General features: G+C 66.4%; 27 protein-coding genes. 19 read left to right on the top strand and 8 right to left on the bottom strand.

Annotated elements, in window-relative coordinates:
* The first annotated feature begins 7 nt into the window (after nt 1-7).
* The 4 genes from ychF (at nt 8) to VE759_RS17015 (ending at nt 2,641) form a co-directional block, all read left to right on the top strand.
* Nucleotides 8-1,087 carry a redox-regulated ATPase YchF gene (ychF, locus tag VE759_RS17000; RefSeq protein WP_324934542.1) on the top strand — a complete coding sequence of 360 codons (1,080 nt, stop codon included), beginning with the start codon at nt 8-10 and terminating at the stop codon, nt 1,085-1,087.
* 267 nt (nt 1,088-1,354) lie between these two features.
* Nucleotides 1,355-1,852, top strand: coding sequence for a hypothetical protein (locus tag VE759_RS17005; protein ID WP_324934544.1), 498 nt, complete (start codon nt 1,355-1,357; stop codon nt 1,850-1,852).
* Nucleotides 1,853-1,987: 135 nt separating this feature from the next.
* The gene (locus VE759_RS17010) at nt 1,988-2,176 is read left to right on the top strand and encodes a hypothetical protein (protein WP_324934546.1); all 189 of its coding nucleotides are present in this window, start codon (nt 1,988-1,990) and stop codon (nt 2,174-2,176) included.
* Between the two features lie 12 nt (nt 2,177-2,188).
* A complete protein-coding gene (locus VE759_RS17015) occupies nt 2,189-2,641 on the top strand; it encodes a DUF1931 family protein (protein ID WP_324934548.1) in 453 nt (150 codons plus the stop codon).
* A 49-nt stretch (nt 2,642-2,690) separates the two neighbouring features.
* Here VE759_RS17015 and VE759_RS17020 read toward each other — a convergent pair whose 3' ends face one another.
* On the bottom strand, nt 2,691-3,209 hold the full coding sequence (locus VE759_RS17020) for a DUF5313 family protein (protein ID WP_324934550.1): 519 nt from the start codon (nt 3,207-3,209) through the stop codon (nt 2,691-2,693).
* Here VE759_RS17020 and VE759_RS17025 point away from each other — a divergent pair.
* Nucleotides 3,199-3,522, top strand: coding sequence for a putative quinol monooxygenase (locus tag VE759_RS17025; protein ID WP_324934552.1), 324 nt, complete (start codon nt 3,199-3,201; stop codon nt 3,520-3,522). The genes VE759_RS17020 and VE759_RS17025 overlap by 11 nt on opposite strands.
* A 5-nt stretch (nt 3,523-3,527) precedes the next feature.
* Here the strand turns inward: VE759_RS17025 and VE759_RS17030 are convergent, their stop codons facing one another.
* Nucleotides 3,528-4,208, bottom strand: a complete 681-nt coding sequence (locus tag VE759_RS17030) for a guanylate cyclase (protein ID WP_414687943.1) — start codon at nt 4,206-4,208, stop codon at nt 3,528-3,530.
* 38 nt (nt 4,209-4,246) lie between these two features.
* On the opposite strand from VE759_RS17030, the gene VE759_RS17035 reads away from it, so the two are divergent.
* A complete protein-coding gene (locus VE759_RS17035) occupies nt 4,247-4,438 on the top strand; it encodes a hypothetical protein (RefSeq protein ID WP_324934555.1) in 192 nt (63 codons plus the stop codon).
* Nucleotides 4,435-5,382 carry a hypothetical protein gene (locus VE759_RS17040; protein ID WP_324934557.1) on the top strand — a complete coding sequence of 316 codons (948 nt, stop codon included), beginning with the start codon at nt 4,435-4,437 and terminating at the stop codon, nt 5,380-5,382. Before VE759_RS17035 ends, VE759_RS17040 begins: the two co-directional genes overlap by 4 nt.
* Before the next feature lie 281 nt (nt 5,383-5,663).
* Here the strand turns inward: VE759_RS17040 and VE759_RS17045 are convergent, their stop codons facing one another.
* Complete coding sequence (locus VE759_RS17045; protein WP_324934559.1) at nt 5,664-6,557, bottom strand: alpha/beta hydrolase; 894 nt, start codon at nt 6,555-6,557, stop codon at nt 5,664-5,666.
* Between the two features lie 87 nt (nt 6,558-6,644).
* Between VE759_RS17045 and VE759_RS17050 the strand changes: the two genes are divergently transcribed.
* Nucleotides 6,645-7,250, top strand: a complete 606-nt coding sequence (locus VE759_RS17050) for a TetR/AcrR family transcriptional regulator (protein ID WP_324934561.1) — start codon at nt 6,645-6,647, stop codon at nt 7,248-7,250.
* A 61-nt stretch (nt 7,251-7,311) separates the two neighbouring features.
* Nucleotides 7,312-7,785: a VOC family protein gene (locus VE759_RS17055; protein ID WP_324934563.1), complete on the top strand. Its 474-nt coding sequence runs from the start codon at nt 7,312-7,314 to the stop codon at nt 7,783-7,785.
* A gap of 3 nt (nt 7,786-7,788) precedes the next feature.
* Here the strand turns inward: VE759_RS17055 and VE759_RS17060 are convergent, their stop codons facing one another.
* Entirely contained in the window at nt 7,789-8,292 is a 504-nt protein-coding gene (locus VE759_RS17060; RefSeq protein WP_324934564.1) for a helix-turn-helix domain-containing protein, read from the bottom strand.
* A gap of 139 nt (nt 8,293-8,431) precedes the next feature.
* Here VE759_RS17060 and VE759_RS17065 point away from each other — a divergent pair, with 139 nt between their 5' ends.
* On the top strand, nt 8,432-9,352 hold the full coding sequence (locus VE759_RS17065; RefSeq protein ID WP_324934566.1) for an alpha/beta hydrolase: 921 nt from the start codon (nt 8,432-8,434) through the stop codon (nt 9,350-9,352).
* 5 nt (nt 9,353-9,357) lie between these two features.
* Entirely contained in the window at nt 9,358-10,602 is a 1,245-nt protein-coding gene (locus tag VE759_RS17070) for a DUF1298 domain-containing protein (protein WP_324934568.1), read from the top strand.
* 3 nt (nt 10,603-10,605) lie between these two features.
* On the opposite strand, the gene VE759_RS17075 is transcribed toward VE759_RS17070, so the two are convergent.
* Nucleotides 10,606-11,217, bottom strand: a complete 612-nt coding sequence (locus VE759_RS17075; RefSeq protein WP_324934570.1) for an NADPH-dependent F420 reductase — start codon at nt 11,215-11,217, stop codon at nt 10,606-10,608.
* A gap of 100 nt (nt 11,218-11,317) precedes the next feature.
* On the opposite strand from VE759_RS17075, the gene VE759_RS17080 reads away from it, so the two are divergent.
* From VE759_RS17080 to VE759_RS17090, 3 genes are read left to right on the top strand one after another with little or no spacing between them, the layout of a single operon-like run.
* Entirely contained in the window at nt 11,318-12,640 is a 1,323-nt protein-coding gene (locus VE759_RS17080; protein WP_324934572.1) for a wax ester/triacylglycerol synthase domain-containing protein, read from the top strand.
* An 11-nt stretch (nt 12,641-12,651) separates the two neighbouring features.
* Nucleotides 12,652-13,164, top strand: coding sequence for a DoxX family protein (locus VE759_RS17085; RefSeq protein WP_324934574.1), 513 nt, complete (start codon nt 12,652-12,654; stop codon nt 13,162-13,164).
* A 59-nt stretch (nt 13,165-13,223) separates the two neighbouring features.
* Nucleotides 13,224-14,963: a DUF3556 domain-containing protein gene (locus VE759_RS17090; RefSeq protein ID WP_324934576.1), complete on the top strand. Its 1,740-nt coding sequence runs from the start codon at nt 13,224-13,226 to the stop codon at nt 14,961-14,963.
* On the opposite strand, the gene VE759_RS17095 is transcribed toward VE759_RS17090, so the two are convergent.
* Nucleotides 14,956-16,341 carry a glycosyltransferase family 2 protein gene (locus VE759_RS17095; RefSeq protein WP_324934578.1) on the bottom strand — a complete coding sequence of 462 codons (1,386 nt, stop codon included), beginning with the start codon at nt 16,339-16,341 and terminating at the stop codon, nt 14,956-14,958. The two genes, VE759_RS17090 and VE759_RS17095, sit on opposite strands and share 8 nt — an antisense overlap.
* A 131-nt stretch (nt 16,342-16,472) precedes the next feature.
* On the opposite strand from VE759_RS17095, the gene VE759_RS17100 reads away from it, so the two are divergent.
* Together VE759_RS17100 and VE759_RS17105 are read left to right on the top strand one after the other, a co-directional pair.
* Nucleotides 16,473-17,615 carry a thiolase family protein gene (locus tag VE759_RS17100; RefSeq protein ID WP_324934580.1) on the top strand — a complete coding sequence of 381 codons (1,143 nt, stop codon included), beginning with the start codon at nt 16,473-16,475 and terminating at the stop codon, nt 17,613-17,615.
* A complete protein-coding gene (locus VE759_RS17105) occupies nt 17,612-18,415 on the top strand; it encodes a crotonase/enoyl-CoA hydratase family protein (RefSeq protein ID WP_324934582.1) in 804 nt (267 codons plus the stop codon). The genes VE759_RS17100 and VE759_RS17105 overlap by 4 nt, the downstream gene beginning before the upstream one ends.
* A gap of 85 nt (nt 18,416-18,500) precedes the next feature.
* Here the strand turns inward: VE759_RS17105 and VE759_RS17110 are convergent, their stop codons facing one another.
* On the bottom strand, nt 18,501-18,848 hold the full coding sequence (locus VE759_RS17110) for a hypothetical protein (RefSeq protein ID WP_324934584.1): 348 nt from the start codon (nt 18,846-18,848) through the stop codon (nt 18,501-18,503).
* 112 nt (nt 18,849-18,960) lie between these two features.
* Here VE759_RS17110 and VE759_RS17115 point away from each other — a divergent pair, with 112 nt between their 5' ends.
* Nucleotides 18,961-20,100, top strand: coding sequence for an NAD(P)H-binding protein (locus tag VE759_RS17115; RefSeq protein ID WP_324934586.1), 1,140 nt, complete (start codon nt 18,961-18,963; stop codon nt 20,098-20,100).
* Nucleotides 20,097-20,816: a type II CAAX endopeptidase family protein gene (locus VE759_RS17120; protein ID WP_324934588.1), complete on the top strand. Its 720-nt coding sequence runs from the start codon at nt 20,097-20,099 to the stop codon at nt 20,814-20,816. Before VE759_RS17115 ends, VE759_RS17120 begins: the two co-directional genes overlap by 4 nt.
* 29 nt (nt 20,817-20,845) lie before the next feature.
* Here VE759_RS17120 and VE759_RS17125 read toward each other — a convergent pair whose 3' ends face one another.
* Complete coding sequence (locus tag VE759_RS17125) at nt 20,846-21,676, bottom strand: enoyl-CoA hydratase (protein WP_324934590.1); 831 nt, start codon at nt 21,674-21,676, stop codon at nt 20,846-20,848.
* A gap of 132 nt (nt 21,677-21,808) precedes the next feature.
* On the opposite strand from VE759_RS17125, the gene VE759_RS17130 reads away from it, so the two are divergent.
* On the top strand, nt 21,809-22,570 hold the full coding sequence (locus tag VE759_RS17130; RefSeq protein ID WP_324934592.1) for a 3-hydroxyacyl-CoA dehydrogenase: 762 nt from the start codon (nt 21,809-21,811) through the stop codon (nt 22,568-22,570).
* The last annotated feature ends 198 nt before the right edge of the window (nt 22,571-22,768 follow it).

Raw genomic sequence — 22,768 nt, forward strand, 5'->3', positions numbered from 1 at the left:
TGCTGCTGTGAGCCTGAACCTGGGAATCGTTGGCTTGCCGAACGTCGGCAAGTCGACGTTGTTCAACGCGCTGACGCGCAACAACGTGCTGGCCGCGAATTACCCGTTCGCCACGATCGAGCCGAACGAGGGCGTGGTTGCGCTGCCCGACCCGCGGCTGGACAGGCTGGCCGAGATGTTTCACTCTCAGCGTGTCGTCCCCGCGCCGGTGACGTTCGTCGACATAGCGGGATTGGTGCAGGGCGCCTCCGAAGGCGCCGGTTTAGGCAACAAGTTTCTGGCCAATATCCGCGAATCCGATGCAATCTGCCAAGTGGTTCGGGTGTTTTCCGACGATGACGTCGCGCACGTCGGCGGTGAGGTGAATCCCAAATCGGACATAGAGGTCGTCGAGACGGAGCTCATCCTGGCCGACCTGCAGACGCTGGGGCGCGCGGTGCCGCGGCTGGAGAAGGAAGCCCGCAACAACCGGGAGCGCAAGCCGGTGCTGGAGGCGGCGCAGGCCGCCGAGCGCGAGCTCAATGAGGGCACGACGCTGTTCGCGGCCGGCTCGCGGGTGGATTCTGCGGTGCTGCGTGAGCTGAACCTGTTGACGACAAAGCCCTTCTTGTACGTGTTCAACGCCGACGAGGCGGTGCTGACCGATTCCGCACGAGTCGTGTCGCTGAGAGAACTGGTGGCGCCCGCCGATGCGGTGTTCCTGGACGCGAAGATCGAATCGGAGCTACTGGAACTCGACGACGAGTCGGCCGCCGAGCTGCTGGAGTCGATCGGTCAAACCGAACGCGGACTGGATGGCTTGGCGCGGGCTGGTTTTCACACGCTTCGGTTACAGACGTTCCTCACCGCAGGTCCAAAAGAGGCACGGGCGTGGACGATTCACCAGGGCGATACCGCGCCCAAGGCCGCGGGTGTCATTCACTCCGACTTTGAAAAGGGCTTCATCAAGGCGGAAATCGTTTCGTACGACGACCTGATCGCCGCAGGATCTATGACCGCCGCGCGGGCGGCAGGTAAGGTCCGGATAGAGGGCCGAGACTACGTGATGGCGGACGGTGACGTCGTCGAGTTCAAATTCAACGTTTAGCTTCGACCAGCACAACACGTCAGCGAGTAGCGACGTTGTTGGTATTCAAAGCTTTTCGTACTGCGGCAACAAGATGCTATGTCGATGTACGCCGCTCGTACGTCGCACGACTTTGATGAGAAACTAGTTCTCATTCGGCATTTGGCCCTGAGCAGGGTCTTGAACTCCACCAATTCACTTTTGTAATCCAGGCCATTGTTCTCACGAAACGTGAGGAGCAACACACATTTTGGTCATCCAGCGCTCCTTTGTTAATGTCCCGGCGCAATGTTTGATCTCGTATCACTGATGACACTCATCCATCAGGTCTCCGGGACACCGTATGTCTCGGGCGGGGATTCTCCTGCCGGAACGGACTGTTCGGGGCTGGCTTCGTGGGTGTCGAATGCAGCTAGTGGAAGGCCCGTTTTCGGGGATAGGTTCAACACCGGGAACCAGGAAGCAGCTCTGTTGGCACGGGGTTTCCAGTACGGCACTGCCCCTGGGGCTTTGATAGTCGGCTGGAACGGCGGCCATACCGCCGTCACCCTGCCGGACGGGACTGCCGTAGCTAGTGGTGAAGGCGGCGGCGTGAGGATTGGTGGTGGGGGCGCGTATCAGCGCCAGTTCACCCATCACATGTTTCTGCCGATGGCGCCCGAGAAGCCGGTAGACGATTCGGCCTCGGCGAATGTGCCGGTGCTTGTCGATGCGGTAAACACGGAAGTGCCGCCGCCTGCGCCCGAACCAGCACCGCCTGGGGATGGCGAGAACGCGCAGGTCTAGCCGTCAAGCTTGTCTCCAAGGGCCGATTCGGCGGCCATTTCCTCGCACTCTGAGGCTCAGGTCTGGCGCCGCAGCGTCGGGCAAGCTGCTCAACGGGGTGGCGGGCCCATATGACCGACGTGCGAGGAGACCGATATGACGACTCAGGCCGGCCTGGAGAAGAAGGAGCGCGACTTTCTCGCGAAGTGCGTGGGTTATGCGTATCAGATGCTGGAGCTCATTCCTGGTGTGGACCCGAACGGTCCAGCGCTGGTGTGGCTGGCCGACCAGTTCGTAACGCTGCGCCGCGGTGATTGCCCGCCCGCGCACGCGATGACGCCGTAGGTCGGCCGCGGCATGACTCATCCAGTCGGCATTGCGCTGTTCGAACGGTTCTTCCGTTCGGTGGCGAGCATCAAGATCGATAAGAACGATGTGCGGCGGTTCCGCGAGTTCATCGACGAGGAGATCGACGCGATCGCGATCGCCGCCCGCGACTCGGCCAAGTGGAACGGCAGGGACATCATCGTGCCCCAGGATCTGCCGATCACCCGCGGCGTTCAGGAACGCATGCGGGAGTTCGCCAAGCTCGACGAGGCCGATGAGATCCGCGAGCTGTTACGCAGGGAGGTGCGGCGCCCGCCGGCGGATGCGACCTTCGACGAGGACACCGAGCAGCTGCTGCCCGAGCTGTTCGGGGGATTGAGCATCGCGCTGGCCCGGTCATTCCGGGTGATCGACCCGAAGCTGACAAATCCATCGACCGAGCATTGGGAGCGGGCCTTCGCCATCTTCCGGCTGGTGTTGTGAGCCTCGCCGATGCGCTGCCGAATGCAAATGACCGGTTTGGCTGGTTTGGCTATGGCGAGTCGTTGCGATAGGCCGCGTTGTAACGGCGGATCCGCTCGGCCTCCGTCGCGGGATCGCGCGTGCCACGAACCGCTGCGGCCGTTCCCGGAGGATAGCCGTGCGCGACCAGCCGGCGCTCTGCCGACTGATCGATGTATGCCGCCGAGTAGATCAGGGCCATCAACAATCCACCGAGCAGGGCCGCCCACGTAATCCAGCTGCTGCCGAGCAGAAGGATCAGCACCAATGTGATCGGGACGAGCGGCACGATGGCACGCGCGACCTGCCGGGCCCACCGGGTCGGACCGGTTAGATCGTGCAGGACCCAGTCACGGTAGCGTGGACCGAGCCGCCCTCCGAACGCGTACCAGACCCATCGCGCCGGATCCGGGCGGCGTTTCTTCTTCTCTTGCACCACGACTATTTCAACGCGCCCCAACGCAAATTGATAGCCGACGTGCTGAGCGGGTAAGCGTGAGAGCATCGGATGCGTCGGGCGGATGACTCTAGGAGCGGCAATGATCTTCATCGTCGTCAAGTTCGAAACCAGGCCGGAGTGGACGGACCGCTGGCCCCAACTCGTCGCGTCCTTCACCGAAGCCACGCGGGCCGAGGAGGGAAACCTCTGGTTCGACTGGTCCCAAAGTCTCGACGACCCGGCCGAGTACGTTCTTGTCGAGGCGTTCCGGGACGGCGACGCCGGTGCGGCGCACGTCAACAGCGATCACTTCAAGGCCGCGGTGCGTGACCTGCCGCAGGCACTGGCGTCCACTCCCCGCATCATCAGCCAAACCATCGACGCAGCGGGCTGGTCGGAGATGGCCGAGATGAAGGTGGGCTAAGCCGATCAGCCGGCGTCGACGGCGATCTCGCCGCCAAGCGCATAACCCGGCGCAAGCGGCAACGTATCGCCGCTCCAAAACCTGCCCGGATCAAACCAGTTCGTTTGCTTCTGCGTCGCGATGAGACCCATTTCCTGGTATGTCACAGCGACCGTCTCGGCGCAGTACGCCGTCTCCAGGCCGATGGCCTGCTTTTGGGCCTTTCTGCGCTGCGCCGACTCGCGGACCATCCTGTCCAGGAAGGGGATTGTTCCGGTGAGGTCGTTCGCGGTCGGGATCTGGCCGCGCAACCAACGGCCGGTCAGGCGAGCGGTCGACGGAAACGGCGTCCCGTCCATCCTGGCGATAACGCGCAGCAGCCGGTTTTCCTGCTCGCGGGTGGCGAACGGGGTCAGCTGACGCAGCCAGCAACGCTGCCCATAGCGGTGCACCCATCGCACGATGGACTCCCGGGCATCGTTGAGCTGCACACCGCGGTGGTTGGTGCCGGTCCACACGTCGATCAGCTTGTCGCCGAGTTCCGCGTGCCACATCAACGGCGGCAGATCGTCGATCGCGACCGTCATGCCGACGTGATTGACCGGGGCGTTGGTCATCGTCTGGATGGCGCGGTCCGGTCCTGAGCGGCCCCGAAACAACCAGATGTCGCCCGTGCGCGTCTCCTCGAGGGCCTTCTCCAGCGTTATCGTGCTCGCATTCACCACCGAAGCGTAAGACTCTTCGCATGCGAAACCTCTGGAAGTGGATCGGGCTGGCCGGACTCGTCGGTGTCGCGGCGGGGGGAGTACTCGTCGCACGCGATCAGCGGCGGCGCAACTCCTACTCGGCCGACGAGATACGAGCGAGGCTGCACCGAAGGTTGGCGGAAGTCGCAGGGCAGCAGCGCAGCGACCCGGGCATCAGGACGCGCGAGTGACCGCCAAGGCGCCGTACTACGAGAGCCGGTTCATCCGGGCCAACAATCCCCAGCGGCGGCAGGCGTTCTGGTTGCGAGAGACGCTGCTGCTGCCACGCTCGGGCAAGGCCAGCGCCGACGTCTGGGTGATGGTGTTCGATCCCGAGGGTTCGGGTAACCGGGCCCTGAAAGTCGCGCACCCTATCGACGACGCCGACTTCCGCTCCGAGCCGTGGACCGCCCGCATCGCGGCGACAATGCTCGACGATCGGTCGGCTAGTGGCAAGATCGCCAACGAATCCGGCGGCGCGACTTGGCAACTCGCCATCCGGCCGGGCAACGAGACCCCGGTCAGGCTGCTGACTGAGCGCGGTTACCGGGCGCCATTCCCGGCTGCCAAGACCCTCGTGCGTCACCCGTTGGCACGGTTCGACGGACGCATCGAAGTCACCGATCGCGCCGTCGTCATCGACGGATGGACGGGCAGCGTCAATCACAACTGGGGCAGGCGGCACACGCCGGCCTACGCGTTCGGTCAGGTCTGCGGATTCGACGGTGCACCGGAATCGAGTCTTGAGATCGTCACCGCCCGCGCCGGCGTCGGCCCGGTATTGCTGCCGCCGATCACGCTGCTCGTAATGCGGCACGCCGGAACGGAATTCGCGGTCCGGTCGCCGGTCGGCGCCCGCCACACTCGAGGCACGTATCGGCCTTTCACATGGTCGTTCGGTGCGCGTCGGGACGGCGTGACGCTGGAGGGGGAGATCCGCGCCGAGCCGACGGACGTGATTGGGCTGACGTATACCGACACGAACGGCAAACACAAGTTCTGCTACAACTCCGCGATCGCGACGTGCCGGGTCAACCTGTCCGGCGGCGAAACAGCGGAACTCACCGCGGAGCGGCGGGCGATGTTCGAGATCCTCACCGATGAACGCAGCGACGAGGTTTCGCTGCTGACCTAGTCGCGACGCGCAACCTCGCGTTCGGCTTGTTCGCGCAGCGCGGCGGCTCGCCGACGGCATTCGGTCGCCACGCGGCGCGCATCATGAGCGCGCGCCTTAGCCTGCCACGCATGCCTCAGCGCTACCCAGATCACGTACCCGGGCACGAGCTGGTACCTGCGCACGGGAACGTCAAATGTGGTGAGCGCTTCGCAGTCTCGGGGTGCGAGGCCATCAACGTCCATGGCGCCTACCTACCCGAATTTGACCGACTTATGCAAGACGAGGCAAAGCCGCGAGAATTAGCGCTCGACGAAGTGGACGACGGCCTCGGTGAACGCGTCGTTGTCGTCGCCGGCGGCGGTATGGCCGGCATGCGGCAGTTCGACGAATTCGGCGTCCGGCACCTTCTCGAGGAAGTCCTTGACGCCCTCGATGCTGACCACGTCGGATAGCCCGCCCCGGATCAGCAGGATCGGGATCGTCAGGCTGATCGCGGCCTGCTCGAGCTGCTCGACGCGAAGGAACGGATCGTCTGTGGCGGCCATGCTGAGGAAGGCCGGGTCCCAGTGCCAGTACCAGCGGCCGTTGCGGTTGCGCAGGTTCTTCTTCAACCCCTGGGGGTTCCGGGGCCTCTTCCGGTGGGGCAGGTATGCGGCAACCGCGTCGGCGGCCTGCTCGAGCGTTTCAAAACCGTGCACATGGCTGAACATGAACTCGCGGATACGCGCTCCGCCACTCTGCTCGAACCGCGGCACCACGTCGACGAGCACCAGCTTCGTGACCCTTTCCGGCCCGGCCTGCTCGGCGACCAGGATCGCGGTCAGGCCGCCCATGCTCGCGCCCACCAACACCACGGGACGACCGATCGAATCGAGCACCGTGACCACGTCCTCGCAGAGGACTTCGACCGAATACCGGGCACCGGGCGCGCGGTCGCTGTCACCGTGGCCGCGGCTGTCGAGCGCCACGACGTGGAAGCCGTCGTCGGCCAGGCGCTGCCCGGTGTTCTTCCAGGAGTGCCGGTTCTGCCCGCCACCGTGCAGCATCAGGATCGACGGCCGCTCGGATGCCGACGGCGCATCGCGATTCCACTCATCGGCAACCAACGCCAGATCGTTGGTTCCACGGAACGTGACCGTCTCCGGTGCGCTGCTCAACGTCACGACGATCCTTCCGGCCGGGCTGCGGGACATGCTGAATCTTAGAACAGCATTCTAATAGCTTGGCAGCTGCGTCGATCAGGGCATTAACCGTTACCCGCAGTCCTAGAATCGGCCCCCGTGTCACCCCGCACACAGGTCCGTGCGGATGAGCGCGCGAACATCATCCGGGCCGCTTACTCGTGCATGTCGTCGCCGCAGCCAGGACCGGTTTCGGTGGCGGCGATTCTCGATACGGCGGGCATGTCGACCCGGGCGTTTTATCGACACTTTGAATCAAAGGACGAGCTTTTTCTGGCAATGCTGAAGCGAGACTGCGATGTGGTGGCGCGGAAACTTCGGCGGCTGGCCGACGAAACGCCCGGCGGCCCGGTCGCGCAGCTGCGGGCCTGGGTCGACTGCCTCATCGGGCTGGCGTTCGAGCCCAGGCCGCGAGCCCACGCGATGGTCCTCGACTCGGACGAGGTGCAGGTGGCCAGGGGGTACCGGGAAGCTAGCGCACAACTGCGAGCCGAGCGCGAACAGATTCTCGCCGACCTGCTCCGGCGTGGCCGTGACGACGGGTCGTTCCCGCTGGCTCAGCCCGAGCACGACGCGGTCGCCATTCACGCGCTGGTGGATCGCGCGTTCACGCCGCCGATGAGAAACATATCCGGGGAGCGGGCTCGCCTCGTGGACTACGTCGTCGACTTTTCGCTGCGTGCCTTCGGCGCCTGGATGCGATGAGTTTCGCCGGCCTGCCCGGTCCGATCTGTTAGAGCCGAAACACATCAGACAGGAGGCCCAGATGCCGTCGATAACACCGTCGCTGTGGTTCAACGACAATCTCGAGGAAGCCGCCGCGTTCTACACGTCGGTCTTCCCGAACTCGTCGATCGAGAACATCAATCGCGCCTCCGAGGCCGGACCGCGCCAACCCGGCGACGTCGTGTCCGGCACCTTCGTGCTCGATGGCAACCGGTTCATGGGCATCAACGGCGGCCCGGAGTTCTCGTTCAGCGAGGCGGTGTCGTTCCTGATCGGCTGCAAGGACCAGGATGAGGTGGACTACTACTGGGGTCGGTTGGTCGACGGCGGCGAGGAGTCCCAGTGCGGCTGGCTCAAGGACCGGTTCGGGTTGAGCTGGCAGGTGGTGCCGGATCGGCTGTTCGAGCTGCTCAACGATCCGCACCCGGCGCGGGCCGCCGCGGCCATGAAGGCGATGCTCGGGATGCGCAAGATAGTCATTGCCGAGCTTGAATCGGCGGCCGACGGCGTGTGACCGTCAGCCGATCAGGCGGTCGATGGATTCGATGGTCGCATCGATGATCGGCTCCACCTCCGCGGCGTTATCGCACATCGCAACCATGAGGGCCGACTCCGCCATGATCGCGAGGAGGATGCGGGTCATCAGCTGCCCGCGCGGCGAGGTGTCCAGCTCGAGCATCGATATCCAGCGGCGCAGGTTGATCCGCATCGTGGTGCGGCGAATGCGGTCGAAGCCCGCGGGCACATCGCCGGCGGCCAGAACCTTCGCCGCCCGCCGGTTCGCCCAGATCGCACGCAAATAGGCGCGGGCGTTGACGGCGAACGCCCGATGCTTGTCGGTTTCGGACACCGCCGCCGCGGCCGCGACGCGGCGGTCAACATCGGCGGACATCCGCTCGAAGATCGCCTGGAACAGCTCTTTCTTGCCGCCGAAATGGTGGTAGATGCTGCCGATGCTGGCGCCTGACGCAGCGACGATGTCTGCGATGGTCGCCGCCGTGAACCCGCGGGCGCCGAACACTTCGGTGGCGGCGTCGAGGATGCGCTGTTGTGTTGCGTCGGTCCTGGCCCAGCGTCGGGCCGGCGTTGCGGTTTCGGTGCGGGTGGGGCGCGACATTGCTTAAAAGGCTAGACGCGCGGTCGCTAGGATCGCGGACACTATGGCCGTAAGGGAGCCCGGTTGGGCCGAGGTCGAGGCGCCGACGGTGACGCTGCGGGCATTGCGATGGCAGCCTGCGCAGGATGGCAAAATTGCACCAATCGCGTTGTGTTTGCATGGTTTTCCGGATACCCCGCACGGCTGGCGATTTGTCGCGCCGAAACTTGTTGCGGCCGGATGGCGGGTGGTCGCCCCGTTCATGCGCGGCTATGCGCCGTCGACGATCCCGTCCGACGGCAGCTACCACATCGGCGCGGTGATGGACGACGCGCTGCGGGTGCTCAACGCCGCGGGGCCCACCGGTCGCGACGTGGTGATCGGCCACGACTGGGGTGCGATGGCAGCATGGGGTCTGGCCACCGATGCCGACGGCCCGTTCACAAAGGCAGTGGCGATGTCTCTACCGCCGGGGCCGACGTTCCGTCCCTGCCGCGGTAACGGGGTGCGGCGGTCGCTGCCCGCGTTGCTGCCCGGTCTGCTGTTGCGGATGTGGCATGTCGAGTACTTTCAAATACCCTGGCTGCCTGACCGATCCGCTTCGTGGTTGGTGCCCCGGCTGTGGCGGCAATGGTCGCCCGGGTTTGATGCGACCGAGGACCTTCGGCACGTCGACGCCGCGATCGGCTCGCCGGAGAGCTGGCGCGCGGCCATCGGCTTCTACCGCGCCAACGTACGGGCGGCACGACCGCCGAAGCCCTATGTATCGCTTCAACAGTCGTGGCAAGCCGAGGCAAGGATTCCGGTGTTGTACATGCACGGCGCCGACGACCGCTGCATGACCTCGAAGATCACCGACCGGGTCGGCCGGGTGCTTCCGCGGGGCGGCGCCGTGCGCGTCATCGAGCACGCCGGACATTTCCTGCAACTTGAACAGCCCGACACGGTGGTCGGTCACATCCTCGATTTCATCGGCCCCGCGTGACGCCGATGGCGCCCGCGGACGCCCAGGTGTACTGGATGGCGGCCAAGATTCCGAACGATCAATTCCTGTTGTACGCGTTCGCTGGGCAGCCCGGCGACATTGCCCGTGCGGTGGCGGAACTGGTGCAGCGGGCGCGGACCTGTCCGGCGTTGCGGACCGCTGTGGAGGACAGCGGTTCTGGCCTGCGCTACCCCGCTTGGGTCGACCGCGGCGTCGACGACGGCCAGATCGTCGTGCATGTCGGCGACGAACTCGGTTGGCGCGCCTGCCTTGACGCCGTCATCCGGCTGGCCGACGACCAACTGGATCTGCGGCGGATGGGGTGGCGGCTGCACGTGTACGGTCCGGTGCGCGAGGTGCCCGGCGCCGGCGGGCCGGTGATCGTGACCGTCGTGCAGATTGCCCACGCGCTCGGCGACGGCATGCGGTCGGCGACATTGGCGGGTGTGTTGTTCGGCCGCGCCGCAACGGTTTACCCGATCGCGCGGCCCAAACATGCCAGGCTGATCCGGCGCAGCATCGAGGCCGCCAGGGCACGGCGGCGGCTGGACCACGACACCGCCGTCGGCCTAATACCTCCGGCCGGCGAACCGAGGCCGGTGCTGTCCACCAACAATCGGCCCGTGGGCACGCGGACGCTGCGCACCCTCATCCGATCCCGCGCAGAACTGCCCGGCCCCACCGTCACGGTAGGAGTTTTGGCTGCGATCTCGGCCGCGCTGTCGGATTACCTTGCCGCCCGCGGAGAAGATCCGTCGATGCTGGGCGCCGAGGTGCCGATGGCCAAAACAACTGTGCGCCAAGCACATAATCACTTCGGCAACGTCGGTGTCGGCCTGCATCCGACGGTGGTGTCGCGCGACGAGCGGGCGGGGCTGATCGCCGCCGATCTCGAGGGACGCCGGCGACGCGGCCAGCATCCGTCACACGCAGCGTCTGACCGCGCGCTTGCGGCGGTGCCCGCGCCGTTGTTGCGATGGGGAGTAAGGCAATTCGACGTCAACGCGAGGTCGAGCATCGTCACCGGCAACACCGTGGTGTCGAGCGTGAATCGCGGTGCGGCCGATCTCAGCTTCGGCGGATGCCCGGTCATCCTGACGGCGGGATATCCCGCGCTGTCGCCGATGATGGGCCTGACGCACGGCGTGCACGGCATCGGCGACACCGTCGCGATCAGCGTGCACGCAGCCGAATCGGCGATGTCCGACGTCGACGAGTATGTGGAGCGCCTGGACGCCGAGCTGCGGTAGTAATCATCCGCGCAGCAGGCCGAACCCCCAGTTCGTGCCGAAGCCGCGGCGCAGGGCCAAGTGGATCCACAGCAGTGCGAACGGTTCGAGCAGTCGCGCCAGGGTAAGGTCGCCGGCGTCGACGACCTCGAAGCCCAGTTCTGCTACGAGTGCGGCGGTGATGTTCTTGGCGTCGGCATCGTCGCCGCAGACGAACATCACCGGCGTGCCCGGGAGCTGAGGGGCTTCCATCATCGGCGCGCCAATCTGGTTCATTGCCTTGCACACCCGCGCGCCCGGCGCCCACTCGGCAACCAGCTCAGCGCCCGACGTGGTGAGCCCGACCTCTAATACGGTGAAGTCGGGCGTCAACGGATTGGTGCAGTCGATGAGCACCTTGCCGGTCAGCTCGCCGCAGGACTGCACCGCCTGCCGGGTGCCCTGCCACGGTGTGCAGACCGCGACGACGTCGGCGTCCGCGGCGGCTTGATCATTCGTCGCGACCGCGGCCCCCAAGGAGGCGTACTTGTCGTCGCCCGGATTCCGCACTCCGTAGGTGACATCGTGACCCCGCCGCTGCCATGCGTGTCCGAGTGTGCTGCCGACCGACCCGGCGCCGATGACCGCGATCTTCATACGAAGCACCTATCACGCGTCACCGCGTTGGGCAACAAGCCGGGCGGCGTACCGTGGGCTCAGCACAGCGGTTTTGGGGGGCGAGGGGGAGGGCCCGAGGATGGTCCGGCTGTCCGGCATGGATGCGTTGTCGCTGCATACCGAGACGGCCAGGCTGCCCGCGCACATCGTCGCGGTGATCGTCATCGAGGCATCCGATCGGCTCAGCCACCAGCGGCTGCACACATTGGTCGCATCGTCGCTACCGGGATTGGCCCGGTTCCGCAGCCGATTGGTGGGGAAGCCGTTCGGGCTCGGGCAGCCGGTGTGGGCCGAGATCGACGACTTCAACCCGTCGCGGCAGTTGCGCCGAATCGCGGTGCCGGCACCCGGCGACCAGGACGACCTCGCGGAGTTGATCGCGAAGCTCACCACCCGACCGCTGCACCGGCACCTGCCGCTGTGGCAGGCGTGGAGCATCGAGGGCCTGGATGGCGGCCGGTGGGCGCTCGCACTCAAGATGTCGCCGGCCACCACGCAAGGCATTTCGGGTGTCGCGTCGGTGCTGTCGCGGCTGCTTGCGGTCGACCCCGACGACAACGTGGGCGATCACCTGCCCGTCGAACAGGGGCTGGGCAAGGAACCCTCGATGGCCGGGCTGGTCGCCGACACAGCGGTGGAACTCGTGGGAAATCAACTGGCGGGCGTCCGGGTGTTGGGTACGGCGCTGCCCGGTGCGTTGCGCGCCGCGGTGGACCGGCTGCGCGGCGTCGATGCCCGCGACGGGGTTCCGGTGCCGCGCACGGCGTTCAACGAACCGCTGACCGAGCAGCGGGCTGTTGCGTTCGCGTCGATCCCGCTGGCCGATATCGACGCCGTCAGGGATCGCTTCGGCGTCGGCGGCCCCGAAGTGTTTCTGGCCGCGTGTACGTGGTCGGTGCGCACCTGGTTGCAGCGCCGCGACATCGTGCCGGACCATCCGCTGCTGATGCAGACGCCGCTGCCGGGGGGCTTGTCTTTCGGCCATGCGCGCCTACCGGTGCAGCTCGACAACCCGGTGCAGGTGCTGACCGAACTGCATGTGGAAAGCGGTTCGCCGGCAAGCGACATTGCCAAGTTCGCCGAACTCGTGGCGCCGGGCGTGGTGCACTCCGGCATGGAGCTCTACAGCTGGCTCAAGCTGGCGCGGCGGCTGCCGCCGATGGCGCACGGCCTCGTGGCGCACCTTCCGGGGCCGGGCACACGGGTGTATTGCGCCGGCGCAGAGGTCGCCGGCCTGTACGTGGTGGCGCCGCTGCTCGAGGGTGCGGGGCTGAACATCACGGCGGTGGCGCACGGCGAGGCTATGGACGTCGCCGTCTGCGTGTGCCCGGACAACGTGCCCGGCGTGGATGCGATCGCCCGCGGCGTCGTCGACGCGGTGGCGCAACTGCGCAGTGAGTAAGGTTTCGCGCCATGAGCGCCTACGACGTCGGACTGTTGATCGTGCGGGTGTGCCTGGGCGTGACCCTGGCCGCGCACGGCTTGAACAAGTTCTTCGGCGGCGGGCGGATACCCGGCACCGCGGCCTGGTTCGACAGCATCGGCATGCGGCCCGGCCGGTTCCATGCGCTGATCGCCGCGCTCGCCGAGACGACGTCCGGCCTGCTGCTGGCGCTGGGCCTGCTGACGCCGGTCGCCGCGGCCGGGTTCGTCGCGCTGATGTGTGTCGCGGCCTGGACCGTGCATCGCCCCAACGGCTTCTTCATCGTCAAGTCGGGCTGGGAGTACAACCTGGTGCTGGCGGCGACCGCGGTCGGGATCGCCACCACCGGACCCGGGCATCTCAGCGTCGACTACCTCATGTTTGGCGACGACAACCCATTGGACGGCTGGACGGGCCTGCTCATCGCGGTCGTACTCGGCCTGGTCGGCGCCATCGGCCAGTTGCTGATCTTCTACCGGCCGCCGGCCAAGGAACCGGCCTGACCGGACTCGTCTGGCGCAACTGAATCCGGGCGGCTGGAACACGTTCTAATCTGGCGCGCGTGGGATTTCTCAAGCCCGATCTGCCGGTCATCGACATGGCCGAGTGGAGCAAGGGCACGCGCAGCGAGAAGATCCGCCCGATGGCACGGCACTGGGCCGAGGTCGGGTTCGGAACGCCTGTTGTCCTTCACCTGTTTTACGTCGTCAAGATCTTGCTTTACATCCTCGGCGGCTGGTTGTTCGCGTTGGCCACCAAGGGCATCGACGGCTTCACGAACGTGGCCGGCTGGTGGTCCGAGCCGATCGTGTTCGAGAAGGTCGTGCTGTACACGCTGCTGTTCGAGGTGATCGGCCTGGGGTGCGGCTTCGGCCCGCTGAACAACCGGTTCTTCCCGCCGATGGGATCGATCCTGTACTGGTTGCGGCCCAACACGATCCGCCTGCCGCCGTGGCCGGGCCGGGTGCCCCTGACCAGGGGAACGGCCCGCACCCCCGTCGATGTCGCGCTCTATGCGGCGCTGCTTGTGATGACGCTGTGGGCGCTGCTCTCCGATGGCACCGGCCCGATTCCGGCGCTGCACACGACGGTCGGCGTGCTGCCGATCTGGCAGGTCGCCACGATCCTCGGCATCCTCGCCGTGCTGGGCGTGCGGGACAAGGTGATCTTTTTGGCCGCCCGCGGCGAGGTGTACGCGACGCTGGCCGTCACGTTCTTGTTCGGCGGTGTGGACATGATCGTCGGCGCCAAGGTGGTGTTCCTCGTGATCTGGATGGGCGCCGCGACGTCGAAGCTCAACAAACACTTCCCGTGCGTGATATCGACGATGATGTCCAACAGCCCGATCGTGCGGCCGCGGTGGGTCAAGCGCAGGTTCTTCGAGAAGTTCCCGGACGACCTGCGTCCGGGTCGGCTGTCGCGGCTTTTCGCGCACGGCAGCACCGCGGTGGAGATGCTGGTGCCGCTGGTGTTGTTCTTCTCGCACGGCGGCTGGCCGACGGCGGTCGCGGCGTTGGTGATGGTGTGTTTCCACCTGGCGATCCTTAGCGCGATCCCGATGGGTGTTCCGCTGGAGTGGAACGTGTTCATGATCTTCGGCGTGCTGTCCCTGTTCGTCGCCCACGCCAACCTCGGGCTGGCAGACCTGAACAACCCGGTGCCGGTGGCGATTCTGTTCATCGTCATCGCGGGCACCGTAATCCTCGGAAACTTGTTTCCGCGCAAAGTCTCGTTCCTGCCGGGCATGCGGTACTACGCGGGAAACTGGGACACCGGCTTCTGGTGCATCAAGCCGTCGGCGGAAGAGAAGATCAACCGCGGACTCGTGGCGATCGCCAGCATGCCGCGGGCTCAGCTCGAGCGGTTCTACGGCAGTAAGGAGGCCGCGCAGATCCCGATCTTCATGGGATATGCCTTCCGCGGTTTCAACACCCACGGCCGGGCGTTGTTCACGCTGGCGCACCGGGCCATGGCCGGGCAGAACGAGGACGACTACACGCTGACCGATGGCGAGCGGATCTGCAGCACCGCCGTCGGCTGGAACTTCGGCGACGGCCACATGCACAACGAGCAGCTGATCGCCGCGATGCAGGAGCGGTGCCACTTCGAACCGGGTGAGGTGCGGGTTGTGCTGCTGGACGCGCAGCCGATCCACAGACAGATCCAGGAGTATCGCTTGGTCGACGCTGCCACTGGCGAATTCGAGCGCGGCTACCTGCGCGTCGCCGACATGGTCACCCGCCAGCCGTGGGCGGACGACGTCCCGGTGCACGTCCACGACGTGGCGACGGCCGCTAAGTAGCAAAACGTGTGCGGCGCTGCGGGATCCACGTTCGCCGACCGGTGAGGAACTGCCACCACCCGAGCACCCCGCCGGTGTGCAACAGCGGGATGAAAGTGAACGGCTCGACAACCGCGGCCAGCAGCGCAGAGCCGAAATGCGTTGTGTCGGTGAGGCCGGTCCAGTGGCGGTACAGCCGAATCGTCCACAGGTAGGCCAGCAGGTCGAGCACGAGCTTGGCGACGACGATGGTACCTATCGGCAGCAGGATCGCGGCGTTGCCGGCGATGAGGAGCACGATTAGCAGAGCCAACGCACTCAGCCCGTATACGGGTTCCATGGTGTCGGCGGCCTTGACCGGCAGCATCACCAACCCGAGACACCGGTAGCGCGGATTGCCGACCATGTCGCGGTTCCAGTACTGGGTCTGCAGGAAGCCGCCGAACCAACGTCGCCGCTGGCGCAGGAAGTCTCGGATGGTGCCGGGGGCTTCGGTCTGCGCGACGGCGCGGCCGACGATTTCCACCCGCCAACCCAGCGCGTTGTCGCGGCTGTGGCGCTGAATGCGATGGATCAGCTCGTAGTCCTCGACCAGGCAGTCGGGGTCGAAACCGCCGACGGTCAGCAGCGCGTCTCGGCGAAACCCGGCGAATGCGCCCGATACCAACAGCAGCGAGTTAAGCCGCATCCACGCGTAACGCGACACGAAATTGCCGAGGTATTCGTATGTCTGGAACCACTGGAGCACCTTGTTCCGCAGGGTTTTTCCGCAAACCGGCGTGAGCACGCCACCGGCTACCACGAGTTGGGGTGTGTCGGCGAAGGCGCGCCGGATCGCGCCGATCGCGTCGGGTGCGGGCAGCGTGTCGGCATCCATCGTGACGACGATGTCGGTGGCGGCGGCGAGCAGGGCGGCGTTGAGTGCCTTGGCTTTCCCGCCGTGCCGCAGGCGCAGTAAGTGCAGCTGGGAATACTGGTCGCCGAACTGCTCATCGAGCGCGTCGGGGGTGCCGTCGGTGGATCCGTCGTCGGCGATGAGGATGACTTCGGGCGGATCTTGTTGAGCCAGCAGTCCGCGGAGCGTCACGGGCAGCACCGCGGCTTCGTTGTAGGCCGCGATCAGCACACCAACGGTCGGCCGGGACGCTGCGGCGTTGGGCGGGGTTGACTTGAGCATGGGCAGCGTCTGCCAGAAGACGAACGCCAACAGCAGCGTGTCGTAGGCGATGTAGGCGATGCCGATCGACCAGAAGCCCACGCCGACTCGGAAGAAGGCCTGGAGAAACAGCGCGACCCAGAGCGCGATCACGACGAGGTGAATCAGCCAGCCAGTCACCGCCGGACCTCGCCGCGACATGCGGGGCGACGCCGTGGCCAACGCGCGATCCAAACCGGTCACCTTTCCCAGGCTGACAGAGGTCTTCGACCCGTGGTGCCGTTGTTCGGAAAACGCACACAGCAGGGGCGGCGTTCAACGATCTGACCGGGTGGTTAACAATCAACCGCGGAGTTGATTCGAAGGAGAATTCGATGGCGGAAGCGGTAATCGTCGAGGCAGTGCGCTCGCCGATCGGCAAGCGCAACGGCGGCTTGTCGGGTGTGCACCCGGCGGAGTTGTCGGCGCAGGTGCTCAATGGGCTGGTCGAGCGCGCCGGTGTGGATCCGGACGTCGTCGACGACGTCATCTGGGGCTGCGTCAGGCAGATGGGTGACCAGGGTATGGACATCGCCCGGACGTCGGCGCTGGTGGCCGGTTGGCCGGAGACCGTCACCGGCGTGACGATCGACCGACAGTGCGGTTCCAGCCAGCAGTCGATCCACTTCGCGGCCGCGGGCGTGGTCGCCGGGCACTACGACGTCGTGGTTGCCGGTGGCGTCGAGTCGATGTCGCGGGTGTCGATGGGCACATCGGTCAAGGCGGGCAACCCGTTCCCGGATGGGTTCATGAGCCGCTACGAGCGTGTGCCGCATCAAGGCATCGGCGCGGAGATGATCGCCGAGCAGTGGGGCTTCGACCGCACCGCGCTTGACGAGTTCTCCCTCGGCTCGCACGAGAAGGCCGCTGCCGCTCAGGATTCCGGCGCATTCGACGAGCAGATTCTGCCGATCACCGATCAGGACGGCAACAAGATCGACAAGGACGAGGGGGTGCGCCGCGGCACGACCATCGAGAAGATGGCGCAGCTGAAGCCGGCGTTCAAGGATGACGGGCTCATCCACGCCGGCAATTCGTCGCAGATCTCGGATGGTTCTGCGGCGCTGCTGCTCATGTCGGCCGGGAAGGCCACGGAGCTGGGTTGCACGCCGATCGCCAAGGTGCACACCGCGGTGCTGGCCGGCGCCGACCCGGTGATCATGCTGACCGCGCCGATCCCGGCCACCCGGAAGGCGCTGCAGAAATCCGGGCTCAAGCTCGAGGACATCGGCGTGTTCGAGGTCAACGAGGCGTTCGCGCCGGTGCCGCTGGCCTGGCTGAAGGACATCGGCGCCGACGAGAAGAACCTCAACCCCAACGGCGGCGCGATCGCGCTGGGCCACCCGCTCGGCGGTTCGGGGGCGCGCATCATGACGACGATGCTGTACCACATGCGGGACAAGGGGATTCGGTACGGGCTGCAGACCATGTGCGAGGGCGGCGGCCAGGCCAACGCGACGATCGTGGAACTGCTGTGACTTCGGAGACGAGCGCCGCGCCAGCCGCGCTCGTCGAGCGTCGCGGCAACGTGCTGGTGATCACGCTCAATCGGCCGGAGGCGCGCAACGCCGTCAACGGCGCGGTTAGCACCGCCGTCGGCGATGCGCTGCAGCAGGCGCAGGCGGAACCGGAAGTGTGGGCTGTCGTGCTCACTGGCGCCGGTGACAAGTCCTTCTGTGCCGGCGTCGATCTGAAAGCCCTCGCCCGCGGCGAGAATGTCCTGCACCCCGACCACCCCGAGTGGGGCTTCGCCGGCTACGTGCGCCACTTCGTCGACAAGCCGACGATCGCCGCGGTCAACGGCACCGCGCTTGGCGGGGGCACCGAGCTCGCATTGGCCAGTGATCTGGTCGTCGCCAACGAGAGCGCGACGTTCGGGCTGCCGGAGGTGAAGCGCGGGCTGATCGCGGCCGGGGGCGGTGTCTTCCGCATTGCCGACCAGCTTGCCCCGAAGGTGGCGATGGAGCTGCTGTTCACCGGCGAGCCGATCACCGCCGCCAAGGCGAAGGGTTGGGGCCTGATCAATGGGGTCGTCCCGGACGGCACCGTGCTGGCCGCCGCGCTCGCGTTGGCCGAGCGCATCACGGTGAATGCGCCGCTGGCCGTCCAGGCCAGCAAGCGAGTGGCCTACGGCGTCGACGACGGCGTCGTCACCGACGAGCAACTCAAGTGGCAGCGCATGCTGCGCGAGGTCACGCGACTGATGAAGTCCGAAGACGCCAGGGAGGGTCCGGCGGCGTTCGCTGAGAAGCGCAACCCGGTGTGGAAGGCGCGCTGACGCGGTCGCGGCGCCGACTGTGCGGATTCGTACGCACGAGCGGCGTGTCGCGTACAAAACCGCACGCTCGGCGACCTGCCGGCGGCTAGAGCCGTTCGGTGAACGACAACCACACCTCGTCGGTCGCCTTCACCCCGACGGGCCGCGCCATCGCGTCGGTCATCGCGTCGATTTCATTGTGGTCGAGCTCAACCGGTGGCATGCGCTCATTCGAGTCGTCGCGAACGTCGAACACAAACTGCAACGGGACGCTCGGGTGCAACCACTGCGAGACTGTGACTTCGTTGCCGTCGGAATCGGTATAAGTCCACGTCAAGAAGAAACCGCCGCCGCCGCGCACGAACCGCTTGTGCGCGGCGACTTGCAAGTGGGCCAGGAACTGGTTGCTGAACTTCAGCGGCACCTCATGATCGCCGCAACGCAGCGTCGCCAACGTGGCTCCTCTCGGGTCGTCTCGACAGCGACGGTAGGCCGGTGGCGCGAAATCGCGGACGATATTGCGACAAATTGCCGCGGCGGCGAAGCCCCGGCCATACGGTGAACGGGTGCGGATCCTCGTCACCGGCGCGACCGGCTACGTGGGATCGCGGCTCGTCACGGTCCTGTTGAGCGCGGGACACGAAATCGTCGCAGCATCACGAAATCCCGCTCGGCTCAAGCAGTTTGGCTGGTATCGCGATGTCAGCCCGATCGCATTGGACGCGAGCGAGGAGGCGTCCACCAGGGCCGCGTTCACCCAGGCCGGGCCGGTCGACGTCGTCTATTACCTGGTCCACGGCATCGGCCAACCCGACTTTCGGGACGCCGACAACAGCGCGGCGGCCAACGTCGCCGCGGCGGCCAATGATGCACACGTCAGGCGGATCGTCTACCTCGGCGGCTTCCTGCCCGACGACGAAAGCCTCTCGCAGCATCTGGCCGGCCGGGCCGAGGTCGCCGAGGCCCTGCGCATCGACGGCGGGCCCGAAGTGGTGTGGCTGGGGGCCGCGATGATCATCGGCTCCGGATCGACATCCTTCGAAATACTCCGCTACGTCGGCGACCGCTTCTGGGTGATCCCGCTGCCGCACTGGGTCGACAATCCGATGGACCCGATCTCCATCCGCGACGTGCTGTACTACCTCGAAGCCGCGGCCGACGCCGGCTTGGTGCCCGCCGGTGCGTATGACATCTCGGGACCGGAGTCGACGACCCACCGCGAGCTGATCGCCGCGTATGTCGACGCAGCGGGCACGCGGCGCGGAGGTGTGCCGGTGCGGCTGGTGCCCCGCGACCTGCTGTCCCGGATGACGGGTGTCGCGTTGCCTGTGCCCGCGGGGCTGGCGGCCGACCTGGCGGCGTCGCTGGACCATCCGATGCTGGCCTCCGACCAACACCTGCGCGAGCACGTGCCCGATCCACCCGGCGGGCTTACCGGAATCGACGACGCGATCGCGGCCGCGTTGTCGTGTCGGCGCGCGAAGCCGGTGACCGAGCTCGCGGATCCGCACCACCTGGCCGACACCGATCCGGTGTGGGCCGGCGGGGACGCCTTCCGGATCCGGCGGGTTATGCGTGCGGTGACCCCAACTGTCGCCCGGCCGGCGCTCGGCCTGGTACACGCGGTGCCGGGGCCGCTGGCCGCCGCCGTTCGGACCGGCCTGGACATGCTCATCGACCGAATTCCAAGGAGACGCTCGGCGTGACACAATCCGACACCGCACGCACCGGCTTCCTTCATGAAGTCCGCAACATCGCCACCACGGTCGCGATACCGCATCACGAACCACCCGCGGTGGTGCTCCGGCGGCGGATCGTGGTGGCCATCGTCGTAGTGATTGGCGCTGTGCTGCTCGGATATTCGCTGAACCGGCGGCCGGGCGAGGGGTCGTTCTACTGGCTTACTTTCGCTTTGGCGGCGGTATGGACGGTCGGCGCATTCGCCTCGGGGCCCTTGCACTTGGGCAGCGTGTGCTTCCGCGGTCGCAATCAGCGGCCCGTAATCACCGGTACCACAGTCGGTCTGGTGCTCGGCGGAATCTTCGTGGCGGGTGGCCTAATCGCTAGGCAGATCCCCGCGGTGTCCGAATACATCAGGGGCGTGCTCGATTTCGCCGACAAGGGCACGCTCGAGCTTGTCGTACTGATCACGCTCATCAACGGTGTCGCCGAGGAACTATTTTTCCGCGGCGCGCTCTACACCGCTTTGGGCCGGCACGTCCCGACCGTGATCTCGACGATCCTGTACGTCGCCGCGATCGCGGCCACCGGCAATCCGATGCTGGTGTTCGCCGCGGTCATTCTCGGCTCGGTGTGCGCATTCGAGCGCCGAATGACCGGCGGCGTGCTGGCCCCGATCCTGACCCATGTGTTCTGGGGTCTGATCGTGGTGCTGGCGTTGCCGCCGGTGTTCGGGTATTAGCGCAGTGGATGTGCGATCTCGTCGCGAGGTCAGTCGGTGAATTTCGGCTTCCGGCGCTGTTGGAACGCCGCGGTGCCCTCGACGAAGTCGCGTGATTCGAGCAGCACCGACTGGCCCTGCTTCTCACGCTGGAAGGTGTCCTCGAGTTCGGTGAGCGTGGCGGCGTTTATCGCGTGTTTGGTCTTCCCGAACGCCACGGCCGGGCCGTCTGCCAAGGTGTGGATGATCTTGTCGACCTCGGCGTCGAAGCTGTCGGCCGGATAGACGGCAGTCACCAGTCCCCAGTCCAACGCCTCGGTCGCCGGAATCCGTTCGGCGAGAAGCGCCATGCGCATCGCGCGGATCCGGCCGACGGCGGCGGCGATCAGCGTCGACGCGCCGCCGTCTGGCATCAGCCCGATCTTCGTGAACGCCAGCATGAAAAAAGCGGTGTCCGAAGCCAATACGACGTCACATGCGAGTGCAAGCGACACACCGAGTCCTGCGGCCGGCCCTTGCACCACCGCGACCACGGGATGCGGCTGCGTAGCGATGGCCCGCACCGCGCGGTTGGCCTCGTCAATGACGCTCGTCGGGATGCCGCCGGACCGACCGGCCGTCGCCTCCTCGCTGATGCCGGCTCCCGAGCTGAAGCCGCGGCCGGCACCGCCGAGGCGGACCACCTTGACCCGCGGATCGGTGGCGGCCTGTTCCATCGCGTCGGCCAGCCCGGTGAGCATCTCCTCGGTCAGCGAATTCAAGCTGTCCGGCCGGTTCAGCGTCACCGACAGCACGCCGCCGGCCAGTTCGACCGTGAGATCCTTGCCCGTGGCGTACGTCGCCGGGCCGGCCGCGGGGCTGGCTATGTCGGTGCTTGTCATGGCGTCACCTTCTGTCGTAGGGATGTCGTCGGGCGGGCACGAGAGGGTGGGTTTGCCCCGCTATACTACTCGACCAACCAGTGGGTGGGTCACGGCCGGTGTGTTGCCCGGCGAGACGAAAGGAAACGATCAGTGCAGATCAACGACGCGGTAGCAGTCGTCACCGGCGGAGCGTCCGGGCTCGGGCTCGCCACCACCAAGACGCTGCTTGACCACGGTGCGCAAGTGGTCGTCCTCGACTTGCCGACATCGAGGGGTGAGCAGGTCGCCAAGGAGCTCGGCGATCGGGTGCAGTTCGCCGCGGCCGACGTCACCGACACCGAGACGGTCACCGCGGCGCTGGACGTCGCCGACTCGCTCGGCCCGCTGCGCATCGTCGTCAACTGCGCGGGCACCGGTGACGCGATCCGGGTGCTGTCGAAGCACGGCGTGTACCCACTGGAGAACTTCCAACGCGTCGTCAACATCAACCTGGTCGGCACCTTCAACGTGCTGCGGCTCGGCGCCGAGCGGATCGCCAACACCGAGCCGGTCGGTGAGGAGCGCGGCGTGATCATCAACACCGCGTCGGTGGCGGCGTTCGACGGGCAGATCGGCCAGGCCGCCTACTCCGCATCCAAGGGCGGTGTGGTGGGGATGACGCTGCCGATCGCCCGAGACCTCGCGGGCAAACTCATCCGGGTGGTGACGATCGCGCCGGGCCTGTTCGACACGCCGCTGCTGGCGCTGCTGCCCGAGGAGGCCAAGCAGTCGCTGGGTGCGCAGGTTCCGCATCCCTCGCGGCTCGGCAAGCCGGAGGAGTACGGGGCCCTGGCGGCGCACATCATCGAAAACCCAATGCTGAACGGTGAAGTCATCCGGCTCGACGGCGCGATCCGGATGGCACCGCGCTGAGAATGGTGAGCAAGCGGAACTGATTTCCGAACGACCGGCCGACATGATCACGCCATCGACCGAGGAGAAGATCTCCGCGTAGGCCCGGTCGTGTCGGGCGAACCGTCAGACCGCGGTGGGCAGCGGGTGCCAGTCGTCGATCTGCTCCGAGGTGTCACCCTCGACGAGCACGTCGCCGTGGTAGATGGCCTCGAAATC

Source organism: Mycobacterium sp., assembly GCF_035640695.1.
GTDB lineage: Bacteria > Actinomycetota > Actinomycetes > Mycobacteriales > Mycobacteriaceae > Mycobacterium.

Bases quoted from the DNA above. Each gene is read 5' to 3' on its own strand.
- VE759_RS17005 (WP_324934544.1), top strand. From the start codon at position 1,355: ATGTTTGATCTCGTATCACTGATGACACTCATCCATCAGGTCTCCGGG.
- VE759_RS17010 (WP_324934546.1), top strand. From the start codon at position 1,988: ATGACGACTCAGGCCGGCCTGGAGAAGAAGGAGCGCGACTTTCTCGCG.
- VE759_RS17015 (WP_324934548.1), top strand. From the start codon at position 2,189: ATGACTCATCCAGTCGGCATTGCGCTGTTCGAACGGTTCTTCCGTTCG.
- VE759_RS17025 (WP_324934552.1), top strand. From the start codon at position 3,199: ATGATCTTCATCGTCGTCAAGTTCGAAACCAGGCCGGAGTGGACGGAC.
- VE759_RS17020 (WP_324934550.1), bottom strand. From the start codon at position 3,209: ATGAAGATCATTGCCGCTCCTAGAGTCATCCGCCCGACGCATCCGATG.
- VE759_RS17035 (WP_324934555.1), top strand. From the start codon at position 4,247: ATGCGAAACCTCTGGAAGTGGATCGGGCTGGCCGGACTCGTCGGTGTC.
- VE759_RS17045 (WP_324934559.1), bottom strand. From the start codon at position 6,557: ATGTCCCGCAGCCCGGCCGGAAGGATCGTCGTGACGTTGAGCAGCGCA.
- VE759_RS17055 (WP_324934563.1), top strand. From the start codon at position 7,312: ATGCCGTCGATAACACCGTCGCTGTGGTTCAACGACAATCTCGAGGAA.
- VE759_RS17065 (WP_324934566.1), top strand. From the start codon at position 8,432: ATGGCCGTAAGGGAGCCCGGTTGGGCCGAGGTCGAGGCGCCGACGGTG.
- VE759_RS17070 (WP_324934568.1), top strand. From the start codon at position 9,358: ATGGCGCCCGCGGACGCCCAGGTGTACTGGATGGCGGCCAAGATTCCG.
- VE759_RS17075 (WP_324934570.1), bottom strand. From the start codon at position 11,217: ATGAAGATCGCGGTCATCGGCGCCGGGTCGGTCGGCAGCACACTCGGA.
- VE759_RS17080 (WP_324934572.1), top strand. From the start codon at position 11,318: ATGGTCCGGCTGTCCGGCATGGATGCGTTGTCGCTGCATACCGAGACG.
- VE759_RS17085 (WP_324934574.1), top strand. From the start codon at position 12,652: ATGAGCGCCTACGACGTCGGACTGTTGATCGTGCGGGTGTGCCTGGGC.
- VE759_RS17100 (WP_324934580.1), top strand. From the start codon at position 16,473: ATGGCGGAAGCGGTAATCGTCGAGGCAGTGCGCTCGCCGATCGGCAAG.
- VE759_RS17125 (WP_324934590.1), bottom strand. From the start codon at position 21,676: ATGACAAGCACCGACATAGCCAGCCCCGCGGCCGGCCCGGCGACGTAC.